The organism is Halobacteria archaeon AArc-dxtr1 (assembly GCA_025517425.1).
Lineage (GTDB): Archaea > Halobacteriota > Halobacteria > Halobacteriales > Natrialbaceae > Halostagnicola.
In genome coordinates, this window is record JAOPJY010000001.1 from 905958 (window position 1) to 922871 (window position 16914).

12 protein-coding genes are annotated in these 16914 nt (G+C 64.2%); 9 read left to right on the top strand and 3 right to left on the bottom strand.

Annotation, left to right across the window (positions count from 1 at the left end):
* Positions 1–95: 95 nt before the first annotated feature.
* The gene (locus OB905_04630; protein ID MCU4925272.1) at positions 96–491 is read right to left on the bottom strand and encodes a DUF5820 family protein; all 396 of its coding nucleotides are present in this window, start codon (positions 489–491) and stop codon (positions 96–98) included.
* A gap of 447 nt (positions 492–938) precedes the next feature.
* On the opposite strand from OB905_04630, the gene OB905_04635 reads away from it, so the two are divergent.
* The 5 genes from OB905_04635 to OB905_04655 all read left to right on the top strand — a co-directional run bounded on the left by OB905_04635 (position 939) and on the right by OB905_04655 (position 9832).
* Positions 939–3011, top strand: coding sequence for a serine protein kinase PrkA (locus tag OB905_04635; protein MCU4925273.1), 2073 nt, complete (start codon positions 939–941; stop codon positions 3009–3011).
* A gap of 9 nt (positions 3012–3020) precedes the next feature.
* Complete coding sequence (locus tag OB905_04640; GenBank protein ID MCU4925274.1) at positions 3021–5363, top strand: kinase anchor protein; 2343 nt, start codon at positions 3021–3023, stop codon at positions 5361–5363.
* A gap of 16 nt (positions 5364–5379) precedes the next feature.
* Positions 5380–6696, top strand: coding sequence for a YeaH/YhbH family protein (locus OB905_04645; GenBank protein ID MCU4925275.1), 1317 nt, complete (start codon positions 5380–5382; stop codon positions 6694–6696).
* A 23-nt stretch (positions 6697–6719) separates the two neighbouring features.
* Positions 6720–8747 carry a SpoVR family protein gene (locus OB905_04650; GenBank protein ID MCU4925276.1) on the top strand — a complete coding sequence of 676 codons (2028 nt, stop codon included), beginning with the start codon at positions 6720–6722 and terminating at the stop codon, positions 8745–8747.
* 74 nt (positions 8748–8821) lie between these two features.
* Entirely contained in the window at positions 8822–9832 is a 1011-nt protein-coding gene (locus OB905_04655) for a HEAT repeat domain-containing protein (protein ID MCU4925277.1), read from the top strand.
* Positions 9833–9907: 75 nt separating this feature from the next.
* Here OB905_04655 and OB905_04660 read toward each other — a convergent pair whose 3' ends face one another.
* A complete protein-coding gene (locus tag OB905_04660; GenBank protein ID MCU4925278.1) occupies positions 9908–10567 on the bottom strand; it encodes a glycerophosphodiester phosphodiesterase in 660 nt (219 codons plus the stop codon).
* Positions 10568–10676: 109 nt separating this feature from the next.
* Between OB905_04660 and OB905_04665 the strand changes: the two genes are divergently transcribed.
* Positions 10677–11393: an SDR family oxidoreductase gene (locus OB905_04665; GenBank protein MCU4925279.1), complete on the top strand. Its 717-nt coding sequence runs from the start codon at positions 10677–10679 to the stop codon at positions 11391–11393.
* Between the two features lie 54 nt (positions 11394–11447).
* Here the strand turns inward: OB905_04665 and OB905_04670 are convergent, their stop codons facing one another.
* Positions 11448–12860 (bottom strand): sodium-dependent transporter, encoded by a 1413-nt coding sequence (locus tag OB905_04670; GenBank protein ID MCU4925280.1) that lies wholly within the window; start codon positions 12858–12860, stop codon positions 11448–11450.
* 176 nt (positions 12861–13036) lie between these two features.
* Between OB905_04670 and OB905_04675 the strand changes: the two genes are divergently transcribed.
* From OB905_04675 to OB905_04685, 3 genes are all read left to right on the top strand, one after another.
* Positions 13037–14581, top strand: a complete 1545-nt coding sequence (locus tag OB905_04675; protein MCU4925281.1) for an acyl-CoA carboxylase subunit beta — start codon at positions 13037–13039, stop codon at positions 14579–14581.
* 2 nt (positions 14582–14583) lie between these two features.
* Positions 14584–14916, top strand: a complete 333-nt coding sequence (locus OB905_04680) for a hypothetical protein (protein ID MCU4925282.1) — start codon at positions 14584–14586, stop codon at positions 14914–14916.
* 94 nt (positions 14917–15010) lie between these two features.
* Positions 15011–16846 carry an acetyl-CoA carboxylase biotin carboxylase subunit gene (locus tag OB905_04685; GenBank protein ID MCU4925283.1) on the top strand — a complete coding sequence of 612 codons (1836 nt, stop codon included), beginning with the start codon at positions 15011–15013 and terminating at the stop codon, positions 16844–16846.
* Positions 16847–16914: the final 68 nt, after the last annotated feature.

Genomic DNA, 16914 nt, shown 5'->3' on the forward strand with positions numbered 1-16914 from the left:
CCACGTTCTACCGGCCAGGCGCCGATAAATCTCTCGTCCGCGCGAGTTCGGATCTGCTCTGATCTGACGAACGCGTGGGGACTCGGGAGACCGCCTCAGCTCCCGTCGCCGGTCAACTCGTCGAGGCGCTCGAAGTATTCTTCTCTCGGGACCTGGTAGAGCGCCCGGTAGTCGATCTCACCCGCGTCGAACCGATCGGCGAGCTCGAGTAGGCAGTCGACGGCGGCCTCACGGCTCGAAAATCGGTTCGTCTCTCTGAGGTGGACTTCCGGCTCCAGGTAGAGGGTGACGTGCCAGTCGGTGTCGACCGAGTTCGGGTTGGTTCCGGGTCGGCGGGTTCGACGCCCGTGGGTGAGATACAGCGTCGGGAGGCAGGCGGCTGGAAGGAGCTGGCCGTCGAAGACGTCAGGCCGGTAGGCGAGCACGATCCGGCCGTCCTCGCTCTCGTCCCAGACGGTCCATCCGTCGGGCAACTCCGCCAGTGCACTCATGGCCGGAGCTACGAACGGGAGCCATAAGTCGCCGTCGGCCGGCGACGTGTAGGAAGCGCGCGCGAGTACGGGTGAGCGTCTGCAGGCGATCCGTTTATACATCGCTGCGCTGGTGTCCCCGCTCACACCCGCCGACAATCATCGGTTCTGTCAGATGAGTGCTGAAAATAGTTCTTCATAAATACCTTTTGGGGTTATACTTATGTATCTGGATTACTCACTCATTAAATACTATCGGTATCCGATCGACAGACCGATTCCGCGCCGCGCTCGTTTCCGAGGACCGTCACTGCGATCGACGACCCGGCTCACGACGGCTCTGTGGCGCACGTAAACATATGGCACGAACCGCCGCCGCCCGACCGGCAGTCGCTCTCCGAGCCCGTCCGCGCCGCGATCAGCGGTCGGCAACGAATCCAAAGCGAACCCATCCAATTCCATCAGACTATGACCGGTGACACAGAGACACTCGAGACGCTCAGTACCGAATACAGGGAATCGATCCCCGAAGACCTGCGCGAGACGAAGTCCTTCGAGTGGTATCTCCAGGAGTGTTACGCGGACCCCAAGATCGCCCGCAACGCCCACCAGCGAGTGGCCGATATGTTCGATTACTACGGAACGACGTACGACGAGAGTGCCGGCGTCGTCGAGTATCACCTCGCGAGCGAGGACCCGCTCCAAGACGGTGAGAACGCCTTCTACGGCACGGTCATCCACCAGGCGATCCACGAGTTCGTCAACAAGATGAAATCCGGCGCGCGACGCCTCGGCCCGGAGCGCCGGATCAAGCTCCTCCTTGGACCGGTCGGCTCCGGGAAGTCACACTTCGATACCCAGGTTCGGCGGTACTTCGAGGACTACACGATGCGCGAAGCCGGCCGAATGTACACCTTCGAGTGGACGAACCTCTGTGACGTCATCAGAGATCAGGACCCGACCGACGACGTCGTCCGCTCGCCGATGAATCAGGATCCGCTCGTCTTGTTGCCCGTCGAGCAGCGCCAGCAGGTGATCGCGGAGATCAACGAGCGCTTAGACGCGCCGTACACGATTCAAAACGAGCAGGCGCTCGATCCGGAAAGCGAGTTCTACATGGATAAGCTACTGGCGTACTACGACGACGACTTACAGCAGGTCTTAGAGAACCACGTCGAGATCGTCCGGCTCGTCGCCGACGAGAACAAGCGCCAGTGTCTCGAGACGTTCGAACCCAAAGACAAGAAAAATCAGGACGAGACCGAGCTGACGGGCGACGTCAACTACTCGAAGATCGCGGTCTACGGCGAATCCGATCCGCGCGCGTTCGACTACTCCGGAGCCTTCTGTAACGCAAACCGCGGCATCTTCTCCGGCGAGGAGCTGTTGAAGCTCCAGCGGGAGTTCCTCTATGACTTCCTGCATGCCACCCAGGAGGCGACGATCAAACCCAAGAACAACCCCCGGATCGACATCGACCAAGTGATCGTCGGGCGAACGAACATGCCCGAGTACAAGGATAAGAAGGGCGACGAGAAGATGGAAGCCTTCAACGACCGCACCAAGCGGATCGACTTCCCCTACGTCCTCGCCTACGACCAGGAGTCGAAGATCTACGGAAAGATGCTCGACAACGCCGATGTCCCCGATATCGACGTCGAGCCACACACCCTGGAGATGGCGGGGCTGTTCGGCGTTCTCACCCGAATCGAAGAGCCCGACACGGAGACCGTCGATCTCCTCTCGAAGGTCAAAGCCTACAACGGCGAGATCGACGAGGGCGACGACGTCGACGTGAAGAAACTGCGCGCCGAGGCCGAAGAAAAGGCCGAGATCGGCGAGGGGATGGAGGGAATCTCGCCCCGGTTCATCGGCGACGAGATCGCCGAAGCGATCATGGATTCGAAACACCGCCAGCGCGGCTTCCTCTCGCCGCTTACGGTGTTTAACTTCTTCGAGGAGAACTTAGAGCACCACGGCTCGATCCCCGAGGAGAACTTCGAGCGCTACTACCGCTACTTGGAGACGGTCCGCGAGGAGTACCGCGAGCGCGCCATCGAGGACGTCCGCCACGCGCTGGCCTACGACGTCGAGGAGATCCAGCGCCAGGGCGAGAAGTACATGGATCACGTGATGGCCTACATCGACGACGACACGATCGAGGACACGCTCACGGGACGCGAACAGGAGCCAGACGAGACGTTCCTGCGATCGGTCGAAGAACAGCTCGAGATTCCCGAAGACCGCAAGGACGACTTCCGCCAGGAGGTGTCGAACTGGGTCTCCCGGCGCGCCCGCGAGGGTGAGGCGTTCAACCCGCAAGACAACGAGCGCCTGCGCCGCGCCCTAGAGCGCAAGCTCTGGGCCGACAAGAAACACAACATCAACTTCTCCGCGCTGGTCAGCGCGAGCGACGTCGACGACGACGAGCGGTCGGCCTGGATCGACGCGCTGATCGAACAGGGGTACTCCGAGGCCGGCGCCAGGGAGGTCCTCGAGTTCGCCGGCGCGGAGGTCGCCAAAGCCGAGATCGAGGACTGACGATCGATCATGACCGGACACGACTACGTCCGTGCGGCAGACCGCACCCTCGAAGACGCCTACGAGGAGCCGACGAGCCTCGCTGCGTACGTCGACCAGCTCTTCGAGGCTCCCCAGGTCGCCGCCCACGCCTCGAAGTACCTGCTGGCGGCGATCGAAGCCGCGGGTACCCGGACGGTCGTCGAGGAGGGCGAGGAGAAGACTCGCTACCGCTTCTTCGACGATCCGTACAACGACGGCGAGCACGCCGTCCTCGGCAACACCGAGGTGTTGAACGCCTTCGTCGACGACCTCCGATCGATCGCGGCGGGCCGGGCGAAAGACGAGAAGATCATCTGGTTCGAGGGACCCACGGCGACGGGGAAGTCGGAGCTAAAGCGCTGCCTGGTCAACGGGCTGCGTGAGTACTCGAAGACGCCCGAGGGGCGGCGGTACACGATCGAGTGGAACGTCGCCACCGTCGACATCGACTCCCGGGGACTCTCCTACGGCGGCGATCCGACCGTTGGCGACGAGGACCACTGGTTCGAGAGCCCGGTTCAGTCCCACCCCCTCTCGGTGTTCCCCGAGGAGACCCGCGAGGAGCTGCTCGCCTCGCTCAACGACCAGCTCGACGACCGGCTCCCGATCCGCGTCGAGACGGAGCTCGATCCGTTCTCGCGGGAGGCGTACGAGTTCTTAGAGGAGCGCTACCGCCGGGAGGGAACCGAGGGACTGTTCTCGGCGATCACCGACGAGCGCCACCTCCGTGTGAAAAACTACGTCGTCGACGTCGGCCAGGGGATCGGAATCCTCCACAGCGAGGACGACGGCCGGCCGAAAGAGCGCCTCGTGGGCTCGTGGATGCACGGAATGCTCCAGGAACTGGACTCCCGTGGACGGAAGAACCCGCAGGCGTTCTCCTACGACGGGGTACTCTCGCAGGGCAACGGCGTCCTGACCATCGTGGAGGACGCGGCCCAGCACGCCGACCTCTTACAGAAGCTGTTGAACGTTCCCGACGAGCAGTCGGTGAAACTCGATACGGCGATCGGCATGGACGTCGACACGCAGCTGCTGATCATCTCGAACCCGGACCTCGAGATGCAACTCGACCAGCACGCCGACCGGAACGGGATGGATCCGCTGAAAGCGCTAAAGCGCCGACTTGACAAACACCGCTTTGGCTACCTGACCAACCTGAGCCTCGAGACGGAGCTGATTCGCCGGGAGCTGGCCGACGAGACGGACGTCTGGACGGCAGACGAGTACGACGAACTGGCCGACCGCATCCGCGAGCCGGTGACCGTCCACGTCGGCAACAGCGTCCGGGACGAGGGCGAAGAGAAACGGCGTCCTGGCGGCGCTGCCGCCGGCTCCGTGACGGCAGGGGCTGGCACCAGGGAGTTCGCACCCCACGCGATCGAGGCCGCTGCGCTGTACGCCGTCGTGACCCGCCTCGACGAAGAAAATCTTCCGGCGGGGATCGACCTCGTCGACAAGGCCCTCCTGTTCGATCAGGGCTACCTCCAGACGGGCGACACGCGCCAGGGAATCGACGAGTTCGCCTTCGACGGCGACGGCCACGACGGCGAGCACGGCATTCCGGTCACCTACACCCGGGACCGACTCGCCGAGTTGCTCCAGACCGAGCGCGACCGCCATCACCCAGAACTGCCCGTCGCGAACGTGATCATGCCCAGAGACGTCCTGAACGCGATGGCCGACGGGCTCGCCGACGCACCGGTGTTCTCCGCGGGCGAGCGCTCCGAGTTCGAGAACCGAATCGTCCCGGTCAAGAACTACATCTACGATCGCCAGGAGGACGACGTCGTCGAGGCCATTATGCACGACCACGGGGTCGAGGAGGAGGCCGTCGCCGAGTACGTCGAGCACGTCTACGCCTGGGAGACCGAGGAGCCGCTTTCTAACGACCGCGGCGAAGAGATCGAGCCGGATCCGCTGAAGATGAAACTGTTCGAGGTCGAACAGCTCGGACGGTTCTCCGAGGAAGCGTACCAGGGCGACCAGCCCAGAGAGCGCGTCGTCGACTTCCGGCGCGAGCGGATCATCACGGCGCTGAACCGCCACGCCTGGGAGCACCGCGACGAGGATTTCTCGGTCGCGAACGTCGACCTGACGGAGATTCCGGTGATCCGAGACGTCTTGGAGAGCCACGATTGGGACGACGTCGCCCGAACGTTCGAGGATCTCGACCCCCGCCAGTGGGACGATCCGCCGAGTGGGACCGAAACTGCAGCCGTCAAGGAGCGGACGATCGACGCCATGGTCTCCGAGCTCGACTACTCGCGGGCGTCGGCAGAACTGACCAGCAGGCACGTCATGGGACAGGTGAGCTACCGATGGGACTGACCGAGGAGGATCGATTATGGGACTGAGAGACGACTTAGAGCGGTTCTACGAGGTGGGCGAGACGCGCCGCGAGGATCTGGCCGACTTCATCCGGTACGGTGACTTGACCGGGGGCAACTCGGACCGTATCGAGGTCCCCGTCAAGATCGTCTCGCTGCCCGAGTTCGCATACGATCAACGGGATCAGGGTGGCGTGGGTCAGGGCGACGGCGACACGCCCGACGTCGGCCAGCCCGTCGGCCAACCACAGCCCGGCGACGGCGACGACGACGGCGAACCCGGGGAGGAAGGTGGTGAACACGAGTACTACCAGATGGACCCCGAGGAGTTCGCCCGGGAGCTAGACGAGGAACTCGGCCTCGACCTAGAGCCCAAGGGCAAGCGGGTCGTCCGAGAGACGGAGGGGCCGTTCACCGATCTCACCCGGTCGGGTCCGGACAGCACGCTCGACTTCGACCGGATGTTCAAGGAAGGGCTCAAGCGCAAGCTGTCGATGGAGTTCGACGAGGCGTTCGTCCGGGAGATCTGCAAGGTCTCCGGAATCACGCCCCGCGAGGTCTTCGAGTGGGCACGCGGAGAGAGCCTCCCCGTTTCGATGGCCTGGATCGAAGAGGCCCACGCCGACGTCGAAGACGACCGCGGCGTCTGGCCGTCGATCGAGGCGGTCGAGGAGAACGTCGAGCGCGAACCGGTTCAACAGACCATCCGCCGTGAGGGGATCGGGCACGTTCCCTTCCGGCGCGAAGACGAGCGCTACCGCCACCCCGAAATCGAGGAGGAGCGCGAGCAGGCCGTCGTCGTCGTCAATATCCGCGACGTCTCGGGCTCGATGCGCGAGAAGAAACGCGAGCTCGTCGAGCGGACGTTCACCCCACTCGACTGGTATCTCCAGGGGAAGTACGACACCGCCGAGTTCGTCTACATCGCCCACGACGCCGACGCCTGGGAGGTCTCCCGCGAGGACTTCTTTGGCATCCGATCGGGCGGCGGGACGCGCATCTCGAGTGCCTACGAGTTGGCCGCCGAAGTCCTAGAGGAGTACCCCTGGAGCGACTGGAATCGGTACGTCTTCGCGGCGGGCGATTCGGAGAACTCGAGCAACGACACCGAAGAACGGGTGATTCCGATGATGGAGGAGATCGACGCCAACCGACACGCCTACGTCGAGACCCAGCCCGGCGGGAACGCGATCAACGCCACCCACGCCGAGGAGCTAGAGAAACACTTCGGACAGGACGCCGAGGACGTGGCGGTGACGTACGTCACGGACGCCGAGGACGTCACCGACGCGATCTACGACATCCTGAACACGGAGGACGAGACCGATGCGTAACAGCCCCAACACGGAGGGAACAGATGCCTAAGCCACACAGCAACGCCGACAGATTCCGAAAGCAACGAATCGCGAGCGAGCTCGAGGAGCCGGTCAGCGAGGCGCGGAACCTGGCGCTGTCGCTCGGACTCGATCCCTACCCGGTCAACTACTGGATCGTCGACTACGACGAGATGAACCAGCTGATCGCCTACGGGGGGTTTCAGTCGCGATACCCCCACTGGCGGTGGGGGATGCAGTACGACCGCCAGCGAAAGCAGGGTCAGTACGGTGGTGGGAAGGCCTTCGAGATCGTCAACAACGACAACCCCTCCCACGCCTTCCTCCAGGAGTCAAACACGGTTGCCGACCAGAAGGCCGTCATCACGCACGTCGAGGCTCACGCCGACTTCTTCGCGAACAACGAGTGGTTCGGCCTGTTCACGGCGGGACGCGTCGACGACGAGCCGGTCGATGCTGCGGCCATGCTCGAGCGCCACGCCGATCAGATCGAGGAGTACATGTCGGACCCCGAAATCGACCGTGCCGAGGTCGAGAAGTGGATCGACCACTGCCTCACGTTAGAGGATACGATCGACCAACACCAGGTCTTCAGCCGCCGACTCGACTTCGAGGGCGAACCCGACGACGACCGAGACGAGATCAGCGAGCGGCTCGAGGAGCTCGGACTCTCCGATGAGGTGAAAGGAGAGGTGTTCGACGACGAGTGGCTGGCAGCGGTCGAGGACGATGGCGAAGGCCACAGATTCCCTGCCGAACCCGAGAAGGACCTCCTCGCGTTCGTCAGAGAGCACGGGAAGCAGTACGACCGAGAGGCAGAACGCGCCGTCGAGATGGCAGAGTGGCAGCGAGACGTCCTCGACATGCTGCGCGAGGAAGCCTACTACTTCGCCGCCCAGAAGATGACGAAGGTGATGAACGAGGGGTGGGCCAGCTACTGGGAGTCGGCGATGATGGGCGGGGAGACGTTCGCCGGCGACGACGAGTTCCTGAGCTACGCCGACCACATGTCGAAAGTGCTCGCTTCGCCCGGACTCAACCCCTACAGTCTGGGACTGGAGCTGTGGCAGTACGTCGAGAACACGACGAACCGCCGCGAGGTCGTCGAGCGATTGCTTCGAGTCGAGGGGATCACCTGGCGCAACTTCGACGATGTCGTCCACTTCGAGGACGTACTCACGACTCTCGAACCGCCACGGGCACTCGACCGGATCACCGCCGACACCGTAGACGCAGTCGCGGACCTGCCGGACGCCTACGTTGACCGGGAGGCGCTCGCCCGGGCCCAGGAGGGAGCGATAGACGTCGACCAATACCCGTGGAAAGTACTCACCTTCGAGGGGATGGCCCGGCGCCACTACTCGCTGGTCAAACCCCAACACCGGGGCTTTCTCCGCCGCGTGAGTCAGTCCGAACTCGAGCGGATCGGCCGCTACCTCTTCGACGACACCCGCTACGACAGCGTCGAGGCGGCACTGGCAGACGTAACGTTCACCGCGGGATGGGACCGGCTGTTCGACGTCCGAGAGAGCCACAACGACGTCACGTTCTTAGACGAGTTTCTCACGGAGGAGTTCGTCCGGGAGAACGACTACTTCACGTACGAACACTCGCGGGCGACCGGCGGCTACCACGTCTCGAGCACCGATCCCGCAGACGTCAAGAAGAAGCTGTTGTTACGGTTTACGAACTTCGGGAAGCCGACGATCGCGGTCTACGACGGGAACTACAACAACGCCAACGAGCTGTTGCTCGGCCACCAGTACAACGGCGTGATGCTTGACATGGAGCAAGCAGAGGAAACGCTCGCGCGCATCTTCGAGCTGTGGGGCCGTCCGGTGAACCTGCTGACGATCGTCAAGGCGGTCGACGACCACGACATCGAGGTCGCCAAGCGTCGCAACAGGGAGCCGACGGTCGACGAAGAAGGGCGACTGTTGCGCTACGACGGGGAGACCCTCACGACCGAGGAGGTCCCCTGGGAGGCCGTCGACCACCTGGCGGCCGACGACGTCGACTACGACACGAAGCCCGACGACTGGCTCGCGTGAGTGTTTTTTCTTCCTGAACGCGCCCGAAGAAACTATCGGCAGACTTTTGTACGCGTTCTGATACGGAATGGACGATGAACGGGGAGGGGGAACCCGTGGTGCAACCCGACCAGAGCGATGACGACGTTGATCTTCCGTCGACCCTCGCACAGCTCGACGATCCGGACCCAGCAGAACAGCGCCGGGCCGTCGACACGGTCAGGGATGCCGTAGAAACGCAGCCGATGGCGGTGGTTCCGACGGTACCGAAGCTGCGGGAGTTGCTCTCACGGGAGACGGTCGACTGTCACGAACAGATCGCCTACTGCCTGGCCGAGCTGGCGACGGCCTCGCCCGACGACGTCGCACCGTCGGTCGCCACGCTAGTAGAGGTTAGTCGCGACAACGCGACAACGGCTACGACCGGGGAGATACTCCGGTGCCTGTCGGCCGTCGCTACCGAACGTCCGGACGCCGTCGCCAAACACGTCCCTGGGATCGTCGCAACTCTGGAGGAACGCGGACCTACCGACCGGTGGGGAATCGCCACGCTTTCGGCAGTTACAGCGGAGTATCCGGAAGCGGCCGAACCCGCGACGCCCGTCTTCGAGGCAGCGACGAGAACCGGTCCCGAAACCGCCGGGGCAGCGGCGCTGTCCGGGCTCGGTCGACTGGCCAGGGTGGGTGCCACAACGTCTTCGTCGTTCGTGGACGTCGCAGGCTCTCTCGCCGATCACGAGACGCCGTCGGTTCGGCGAAACGCGGTGGGCTGTCTGGCGGACGCGAGCTACCGATATCCCGCTGCGGTCGAGCGATGGCTTCCAACGGTCGCCGAGGCGCTCGAGAGCGGCGATCCGGTGACGCGATCGAACGCAGCAGTGGTCGTCGCTCGTATCGAAGCGGACGGCCGGACGGTAAACGCTGGTGCTGATCGACTGATTGCCTTGCTCTCAGACGACGACGCGGACGTTCGGGCCAACGCCTGCGTCGCGGTCGGGTGGGCTGCCGTCGACGGCGCTCGCGATCCCCTCTCGAGAGTCTGTGAGCAGGATCCCGAGCCGGGCGTTCGCGAGCGTGCGTCGTGGGCGCTTGCGCAACTCTCGTAGGGTTTCCCTTCGTGGTACCGTCGTCCCTCCATCCGTCGGTGTCGGCGTTCCGTCCACCCGCGTGACACCGCTCCATCACACTCGAATGGGACGATCCGCAGAGACGCAGTCTACGCCACGGAGCGCGAGAAGACGGGCGACGGTTCGGCGCTCGACCGTCCAGGCGTGGACTTCGAGACCGAGGGCCTTCGCGCGCGGGACGAGCGTCGTCGACAGACAGCGCCAGTAGTTCGCGCCGACGACGTCACAGTCGAGTTCGACCGCAGTCGTCACGGGCGTCTCGAGGTGTCGGCTCACGAGCAGTCCGGTCGGCTGCTCGCGGTCGCGTTCCCGGATCGCCCGGAGTTCGTCTTCCAGAAACGAGGTCGTGACGACCCGGTTTTCGACGCCTTCGAGCGCCGCGAGGACGTCCGCTGCGATCCCCGCCGCTTTCATCTCGAGGTTCACCTCCACCGTCGGTGGGAGGGCCTCGAGAACCGCCTCGAGTGTCGGAACGCGCTCGCCGGAATCGAGTACAGAGAGGGTTGTTAGCTCCGCGAGATCGATCTCGTCGACCCGACCAGTGCCGTCGGTGACACGATCGACTGTCTCGTCGTGGATGACGACGAGTTCCCCCGAGCCACAGCGACGGACGTCGAACTCGACGGCGTCGGCCTGTGCCGCGGCGGACTCGATCGCGCCGATTGTGTTCTCGGGAGCGGTCGCCGCGAACCCACGGTGGGCGATGAGTCGCATTCTCACGTCGGGAGAGGGTGTCCGAACGTATCAACGTACTGCCGGGAGATGCATTCCGCCGAGACACACCCAGACATTGATTCACACAGAGGTCGTAATCGAACCACCCATGCCACCGACAGCAGCGTTCGACTTCGCGGACACCGTCGCCGTCGTGACCGGCGCAAGCGGCGCGCTCGGGAGCGCGACGGTCGACCAATTTGCCGACGCCGGCGCGACCGTCTGTGCGGTCGACGTCGTCGCCCCAGACGAGGACGACAGTTTGCTCGATACCAGTGAGAACGTCGCCTTCTACGAGGCAGATCTCACCGACGAGTCAGCCGTCGAAGAACTGTTCGCCACCATCGTCGACGAACACGGGCGCGTCGACCACCTGCTCAACGTCGCGGGCACGTGGCGCGGCGGCGACCACATCGAGGAGACCGATCTCGACGAGTTCGAACTCCTCGTCGATATCAACGTCAAGACGGCGTTTCTCGCCTCGAAACACGCCCTTCCTCACCTCCAGGAGCGCGAGGGGGCGATCGTCAGCGTCAGCGCGCGCTCGGGACTGGAAGGCGGCGCGGGAGACGGCCCCTACCGGATCACGAAGGCGGGAATTCGGATCCTGACGGAGACGCTCGCCGAAGAAAATCGCGGCACAGTTCGGGCGAACTGCGTCATGCCGAGCGTGATCGACACGCCGATGAATCGCGAGATGATGCCCGACGCCGATCACGACTCGTGGGTCGATCCGAGCGAGATTGCCGACGTGATGGCGTTTCTGTGCAGCGACCGGGCGAGCGCCACGAGCGGCGCTGCGGTTCCAGTGTACGGTGAGGCGTGAGCACTGGCTCGGGTCACGCGCCGGTCGAAAATGTGATTTCGAGACGTTATCGGATTACTGATCACCCAACCACGGGATGAAGTCGTCGGTCAGGAACTCGACGTAGTCGATAATACCGAGCGTGAGGGTGACGGCGAGGACGATCAGGATCGGAATCCGTACCGCCCAGATCCAGGCCGATCCGAGCGATCCGAGATCGCCGATCCCCTTCTCTAGTTCTTGGACCGCGACCTTCGGCGCGATCCAGCCGACGAGGATGACGAGCATGAACGCGCCGAAGATCAGTAACACACCATCTGCGAAGCCATCGAGCAGGTCAAGCAGGTACAGTTCGAACTGGTCTGCAGACGGGTCGAGCGTCACTGGCACACCGAGCAGGTAGATCGCCCCGCCCATACCGAGGGCGGCCTTCCAGCGTTCAATCCCCTTCTCGTCGATGACGTAAGAGGTGACAACCTCGAGCAGCGAGATCGCACTCGAGAGGGCGGCGATCGCGACAGTGCCGAAGAACACCAGGCCGATGATCCGGCCACCCGAGACGTCCGCGAACGCTTCGGTCATGCTGAAGAAGATCGCGCCGACGGTCTCCTGAGTCGGATCGGCGCCCGCAGAGAGGATCACCGGGAACACGATGAGCCCGGTCACGAACGCGATAGCGGTATCGAAACCGATGATGATCGTGCCGTCCTCGGCTAAGTTCCGGTCTTCACCGAGGTAGGAGGCGTAGGTAATCATCACGCCCATCCCGAGCGAGAGCGTAAAGAAGGCCTGTCCAGCGGCCGCCGGCAACAGCGTCGTCCAGTTGGAGACGATCGTACCGAAGTCCGGCGAGAGGTAGAACTCGTACCCGGCACCCGCGTCGGGCAGCGTTGCCGCCCAGATGGCCATCCCGGCGAGCAACACGATCAGCGATGGCACCATCACCTTCACCGCAATCTCGATCCCGCGTCGGACGCCCAGAGCGACGATACCGATCGTCAGCGCCATAAACACCGTGTGCAGGACAAACGCCTCGAGCCCCGTCGCCAGGTCGAAGAACATGATGATCGACTCGGGCAACTCGGCTTCGGCTGCTTCACCTGAGTACTCGTCCAGGTGCTCGTCGTACCCACTGGTCAGCCCGAGCAGGAAGTACCGAACGAACCAGCCGGCGACGACGCTGTAGTACGACAGGATGACGAATCCGGTTACGATGAAGACGCCACCGGCCCACTTCCAGGCGTTGCCCCCCATTTCGATGAGTGCCCCCACGGGGTTGCGCTCAGTTCGCCGACCCACGACGAACTCGACCAGAATTGCTGGGAACCCGACGAGCAGGATAAACAGCAGGTACACAAGTAGGAAGGCGGCGCCACCACCCTCTCCGGTCACGAATGGGAACCGCCAGATGTTCCCCAATCCAACCGCACTGCCCACTGCAGCCAGAATGAACCCTGTCCTCGTTGCCCATGTTTCTCGTTCTACCATGTCATCCCCCCTTTCCCACCACCATCACTAATAATTTTCCAGGGTCTCGGGATCAATTCTACCCGAAACCATCGCCTACTGGGATGCCGTTGGGGTCACCGTCTGCGGACGGCAATCTTTTTCCCAGTGGTTCGACGACAGTCACCCATGATTTCGAGCAGGTGGTCGCCGTGACGATGGACGACCGAATCGCGGAGCTCGAGGAACTCCGCGAGGCGGCGCGACTTGGTGGCGGGGAGGAGCGAATCGAGCGCCAGCACGAGAAGGGGAAGATGACCGCCCGTGAGCGGATCGACTACTTCATCGACGACGGCACGTTCACGGAGTTCGACCAGCTCCGAACCCACCAGACCAACGAGTTTGGGATGGAAGAGCACAAGATTCCCGGCGACGGCGTCGTGACCGGATACGGCGAGGTCAACGGTCGAAACGTCTTCGTCTTCGCCCACGACTTTACCGTCTTCGGCGGTTCGCTCGGCGAGGTCTTCGCCGAGAAGATCTGCAAGGTGATGGATATGGCGATGGAGGTCGGCGCGCCGATCATCGGGCTCAACGATTCTGCCGGCGCGCGCATCCAGGAGGGCGTCAAGTCCCTCGCCGGCTTTACCTCGATCTTCCGACGCAACCAGGAGGCAAGCGGTGTTGTCCCCCAGATCTCGGCGATCATGGGGCCCTGCGCCGGCGGGGCGGTCTACTCCCCCTCGATCACCGACTTCATCTTCATGGTGAAAGACTCGAGTCACATGTACATCACCGGGCCCGGTGTCACCGAGACCGTCACCGGTGAACAGGTCACCCACGAGGAGCTGGGCGGGGCGATGACCCACGCCGGCACAACTGGGGTCGCCGAGTTCGCCTGCGAGTCGGAAGAACAGGCCCTGGATGATATCAAGCGGCTGCTCTCCTATCTTCCCCAGAACAACGTCGAGGACCCCCCGCGGGTCGATCCGTGGGATGATCCCGACCGCCGCGACGAAGCCTTAGAGGACATCGTCCCCTCGAGCCCGCAGAAACCGTACGACATGACCGACGTGATCGACTCCGTCGTCGACGAGGGCTCGTTCTTCGAGGTGGCGGACAACTTCGCCGCCGAGCTCGTCGTCGGCTTCGGCCGGCTCGACGGGCGATCCGTAGGGATCGTGGCGAACCAGCCACGGGTCAACGCTGGCACGCTCACCGTCGACTCCTCGATGAAGGGGTCGCGATTTATCCGCTTTTGTGACTCGTTTAACATCCCGATCGTCACCTTCGTGGACGTGCCCGGCTACATGCCCGGCACCGACCAGGAGCACCGCGGCATTATCCGCCACGGCGCGAAGCTGCTCTACGCCTACTCCGAGGCGACCGTCCCCCTGCTGACGGTCATCACCCGCAAGGCCTACGGCGGCGCCTACTGCGTGATGGCCTCGAAGAATCTCGGCGCCGACGTGAACTACGCCTGGCCGACCGCCGAGATCGCAGTCATGGGTCCGAAGGGGGCGGTCGACATCCTCTACCGCGACGAGCTCGCCGAAGCCGAGGATCCCGACGAGCTCCGCGACGAGCTCATCGAGGAGTACCGCGAGGAGTTCGCCAACCCCTACACGGCGACGGACAAGGGCTTCTTAGACGACGTCATCATGCCGACGGAGACGCGTCCACGGCTGATCGCCGACCTGGAGATGTTAGAGACGAAACGCGAGGAGCAGCCGGACAAGAAACACGGCAACATTCCGCTCTGACGATGGCAACAGACACGCACCCCGAGGAGACCGCAGCCGACGACCGGACCGCGCCGGCCGAGGGCGCGGACGAGCGAGCCGGCTCACTCTCCCTCGACATCCCGGCCGACGCCGACGACGAGGAGGCGGCGGCAATCGCCGCCGCCATCGGCGCCCACCTGCGTGATCAGGAGCTGGCCGCAGCGGCGGCCGCGGTCGACGACGAGCCGAGCTGGGACGGCAAGCGATGGGCGTACGCGGGGCGTATCCGCTCCCAGCAGGCGCGATCCGTTCGCGTCCCGCGAACCGCGCCGACAGATCCCTGGACGGCGGCGGGACGCACGGACAGATTCTGAGTACGCGCCAGCGACTCGGACCTGGCGGGTCGAACCCTCCTTTCGTCGCATGACGAAACAATAAGGTAGGGGCCTCTCGAGATGTCGGATAACGATGTTCAGGAAGGTTCTCGTGGCGAACCGCGGCGAGATCGCCGTGCGAGTGATGCGCGCCTGCGAAGAGCTGAACGTGGGGACCGTCGCGATCTACTCCGACGCGGATGCGGATGCGGGGCACGTCCGCTACGCCGACGAGGCGTACAACGTCGGCCCCGCACGCGCAGCCGACTCGTACCTCGATCACGACGCCGTCATCGACGCCGCCAGACGAGCCGGTGCCGACGCGATCCATCCCGGCTACGGCTTCCTCGCGGAGAACGCCGACTTCGCCCGCAAAGTCGAGGCGATCGACGGGCTCACCTGGATCGGGCCGTCGGGCGACGCGATGGAAGCGCTCGGTGAGAAGACGAAGGCGCGCTCGATCATGGACGAAGCGGGCGTCCCGATCGTCCCCGGGACGACCGAGCCGGTGACCGACCCCGAAGAGGTCCGTGCGTTCGGCGAGGAACACGGCTACCCGATCGCGATCAAGGCCGAAGGCGGCGGCGGTGGCCGCGGCATGAAGGTCGTCCGATCCGAAGACGAGGTCGAGAGCCAACTCGAGAGCGCCCAGCGGGAGGGCGAGGCGTACTTCGACAACGACTCGGTCTATCTGGAGCGCTACCTCGAAACTCCGCGTCACGTCGAGGTCCAGATTCTCGCAGACGGGCACGGAAACGTTCGCCACCTGGGCGAGCGTGACTGCTCGCTCCAGCGGCGCCACCAGAAGGTCATCGAGGAGGGGCCATCGCCCGCGCTCTCCGATGAGCTACGGGAGAAAATCGGTGAGGCAGCCCGGCGGGGCGTCGCCGCCGCGGACTACACGAACGCCGGCACCGTCGAGTTCTTGGTCGAGGAAGAACCCAGCCGCAACGGGCTTCTCGGCCCCGAGACGAACTTCTACTTCCTCGAGGTCAACACTCGAATTCAGGTCGAACACTGCGTCACTGAAGCGATCACGGGACTGGACATCGTCAAGCGCCAGATCCGGGTGGCGGCCGGGGAAGAACTTGATTTCGCCCAAGCGGACGTCGAGATCGACGGCCACGCGATCGAGTTCCGGATCAACGCCGAGAACGCCGCCGAGGAGTTCCAGCCCGCAACCGGTGGCACCCTGGATGTGTACGACCCGCCGGGCGGCGTCGGCGTCCGGGTGGACGACGCGCTCCGGCAGGGCGACGAGCTCGTCACGGACTACGACTCGATGATCGCGAAGCTGATCGTCTGGGGCGAGGACCGCGACGAGTGCATCGAGCGCTCGCTGCGCGCGCTCCGGGAGTACGATATCGAGGGAATCGTGACGATCGTCCCGTTCCACCGGCTCATGCTCACAGACGAGACGTTCGTCGCCGGCACGCACACGACGAAGTACTTAGACGAGGAGGTCGACCGCGACCGAATCGCGGAGGCCCAGGCCCAGTGGGGGACCGGCGACGAAGACGGCGACGACGACGAAGACGAGGACGAAGAAACCGTCGAGCGGGAGTTCACCGTCGAGGTCAACGGGAAGCGCTTCGAGGTCAACCTCGAAGAACACGGTGCACCGCCGCTGCCGACCGGCGATGTGGGTGCCGGGTCCGGTCAGGCCGGGCCGCCCCAGCCCGCCGGCGGCGAGGAGAGCGAGGCAATCGCGGGCGACGGCGAGCTCGTCGAGGCCGAGATGCAGGGAACGATCCTCTCGGTCGAGGTCGAGGAGGGCGAGGAGGTCGCTGCCGGCGACGTGCTGGTCGTCCTCGAGGCGATGAAGATGGAAAACGACATCGTGGCTTCTCAAGGCGGCACGGTCACTGAAATCGCCGTCGCAGCCGACGACAGCGTCGACATGGGCGACACCTTAGTCGTTCTCGAGTAAGCGCCGATCGATTTCTCCGCCGACTGACCAACTCGAGGCGGCGACGACCGCCCAGCCCGAGACGGCGG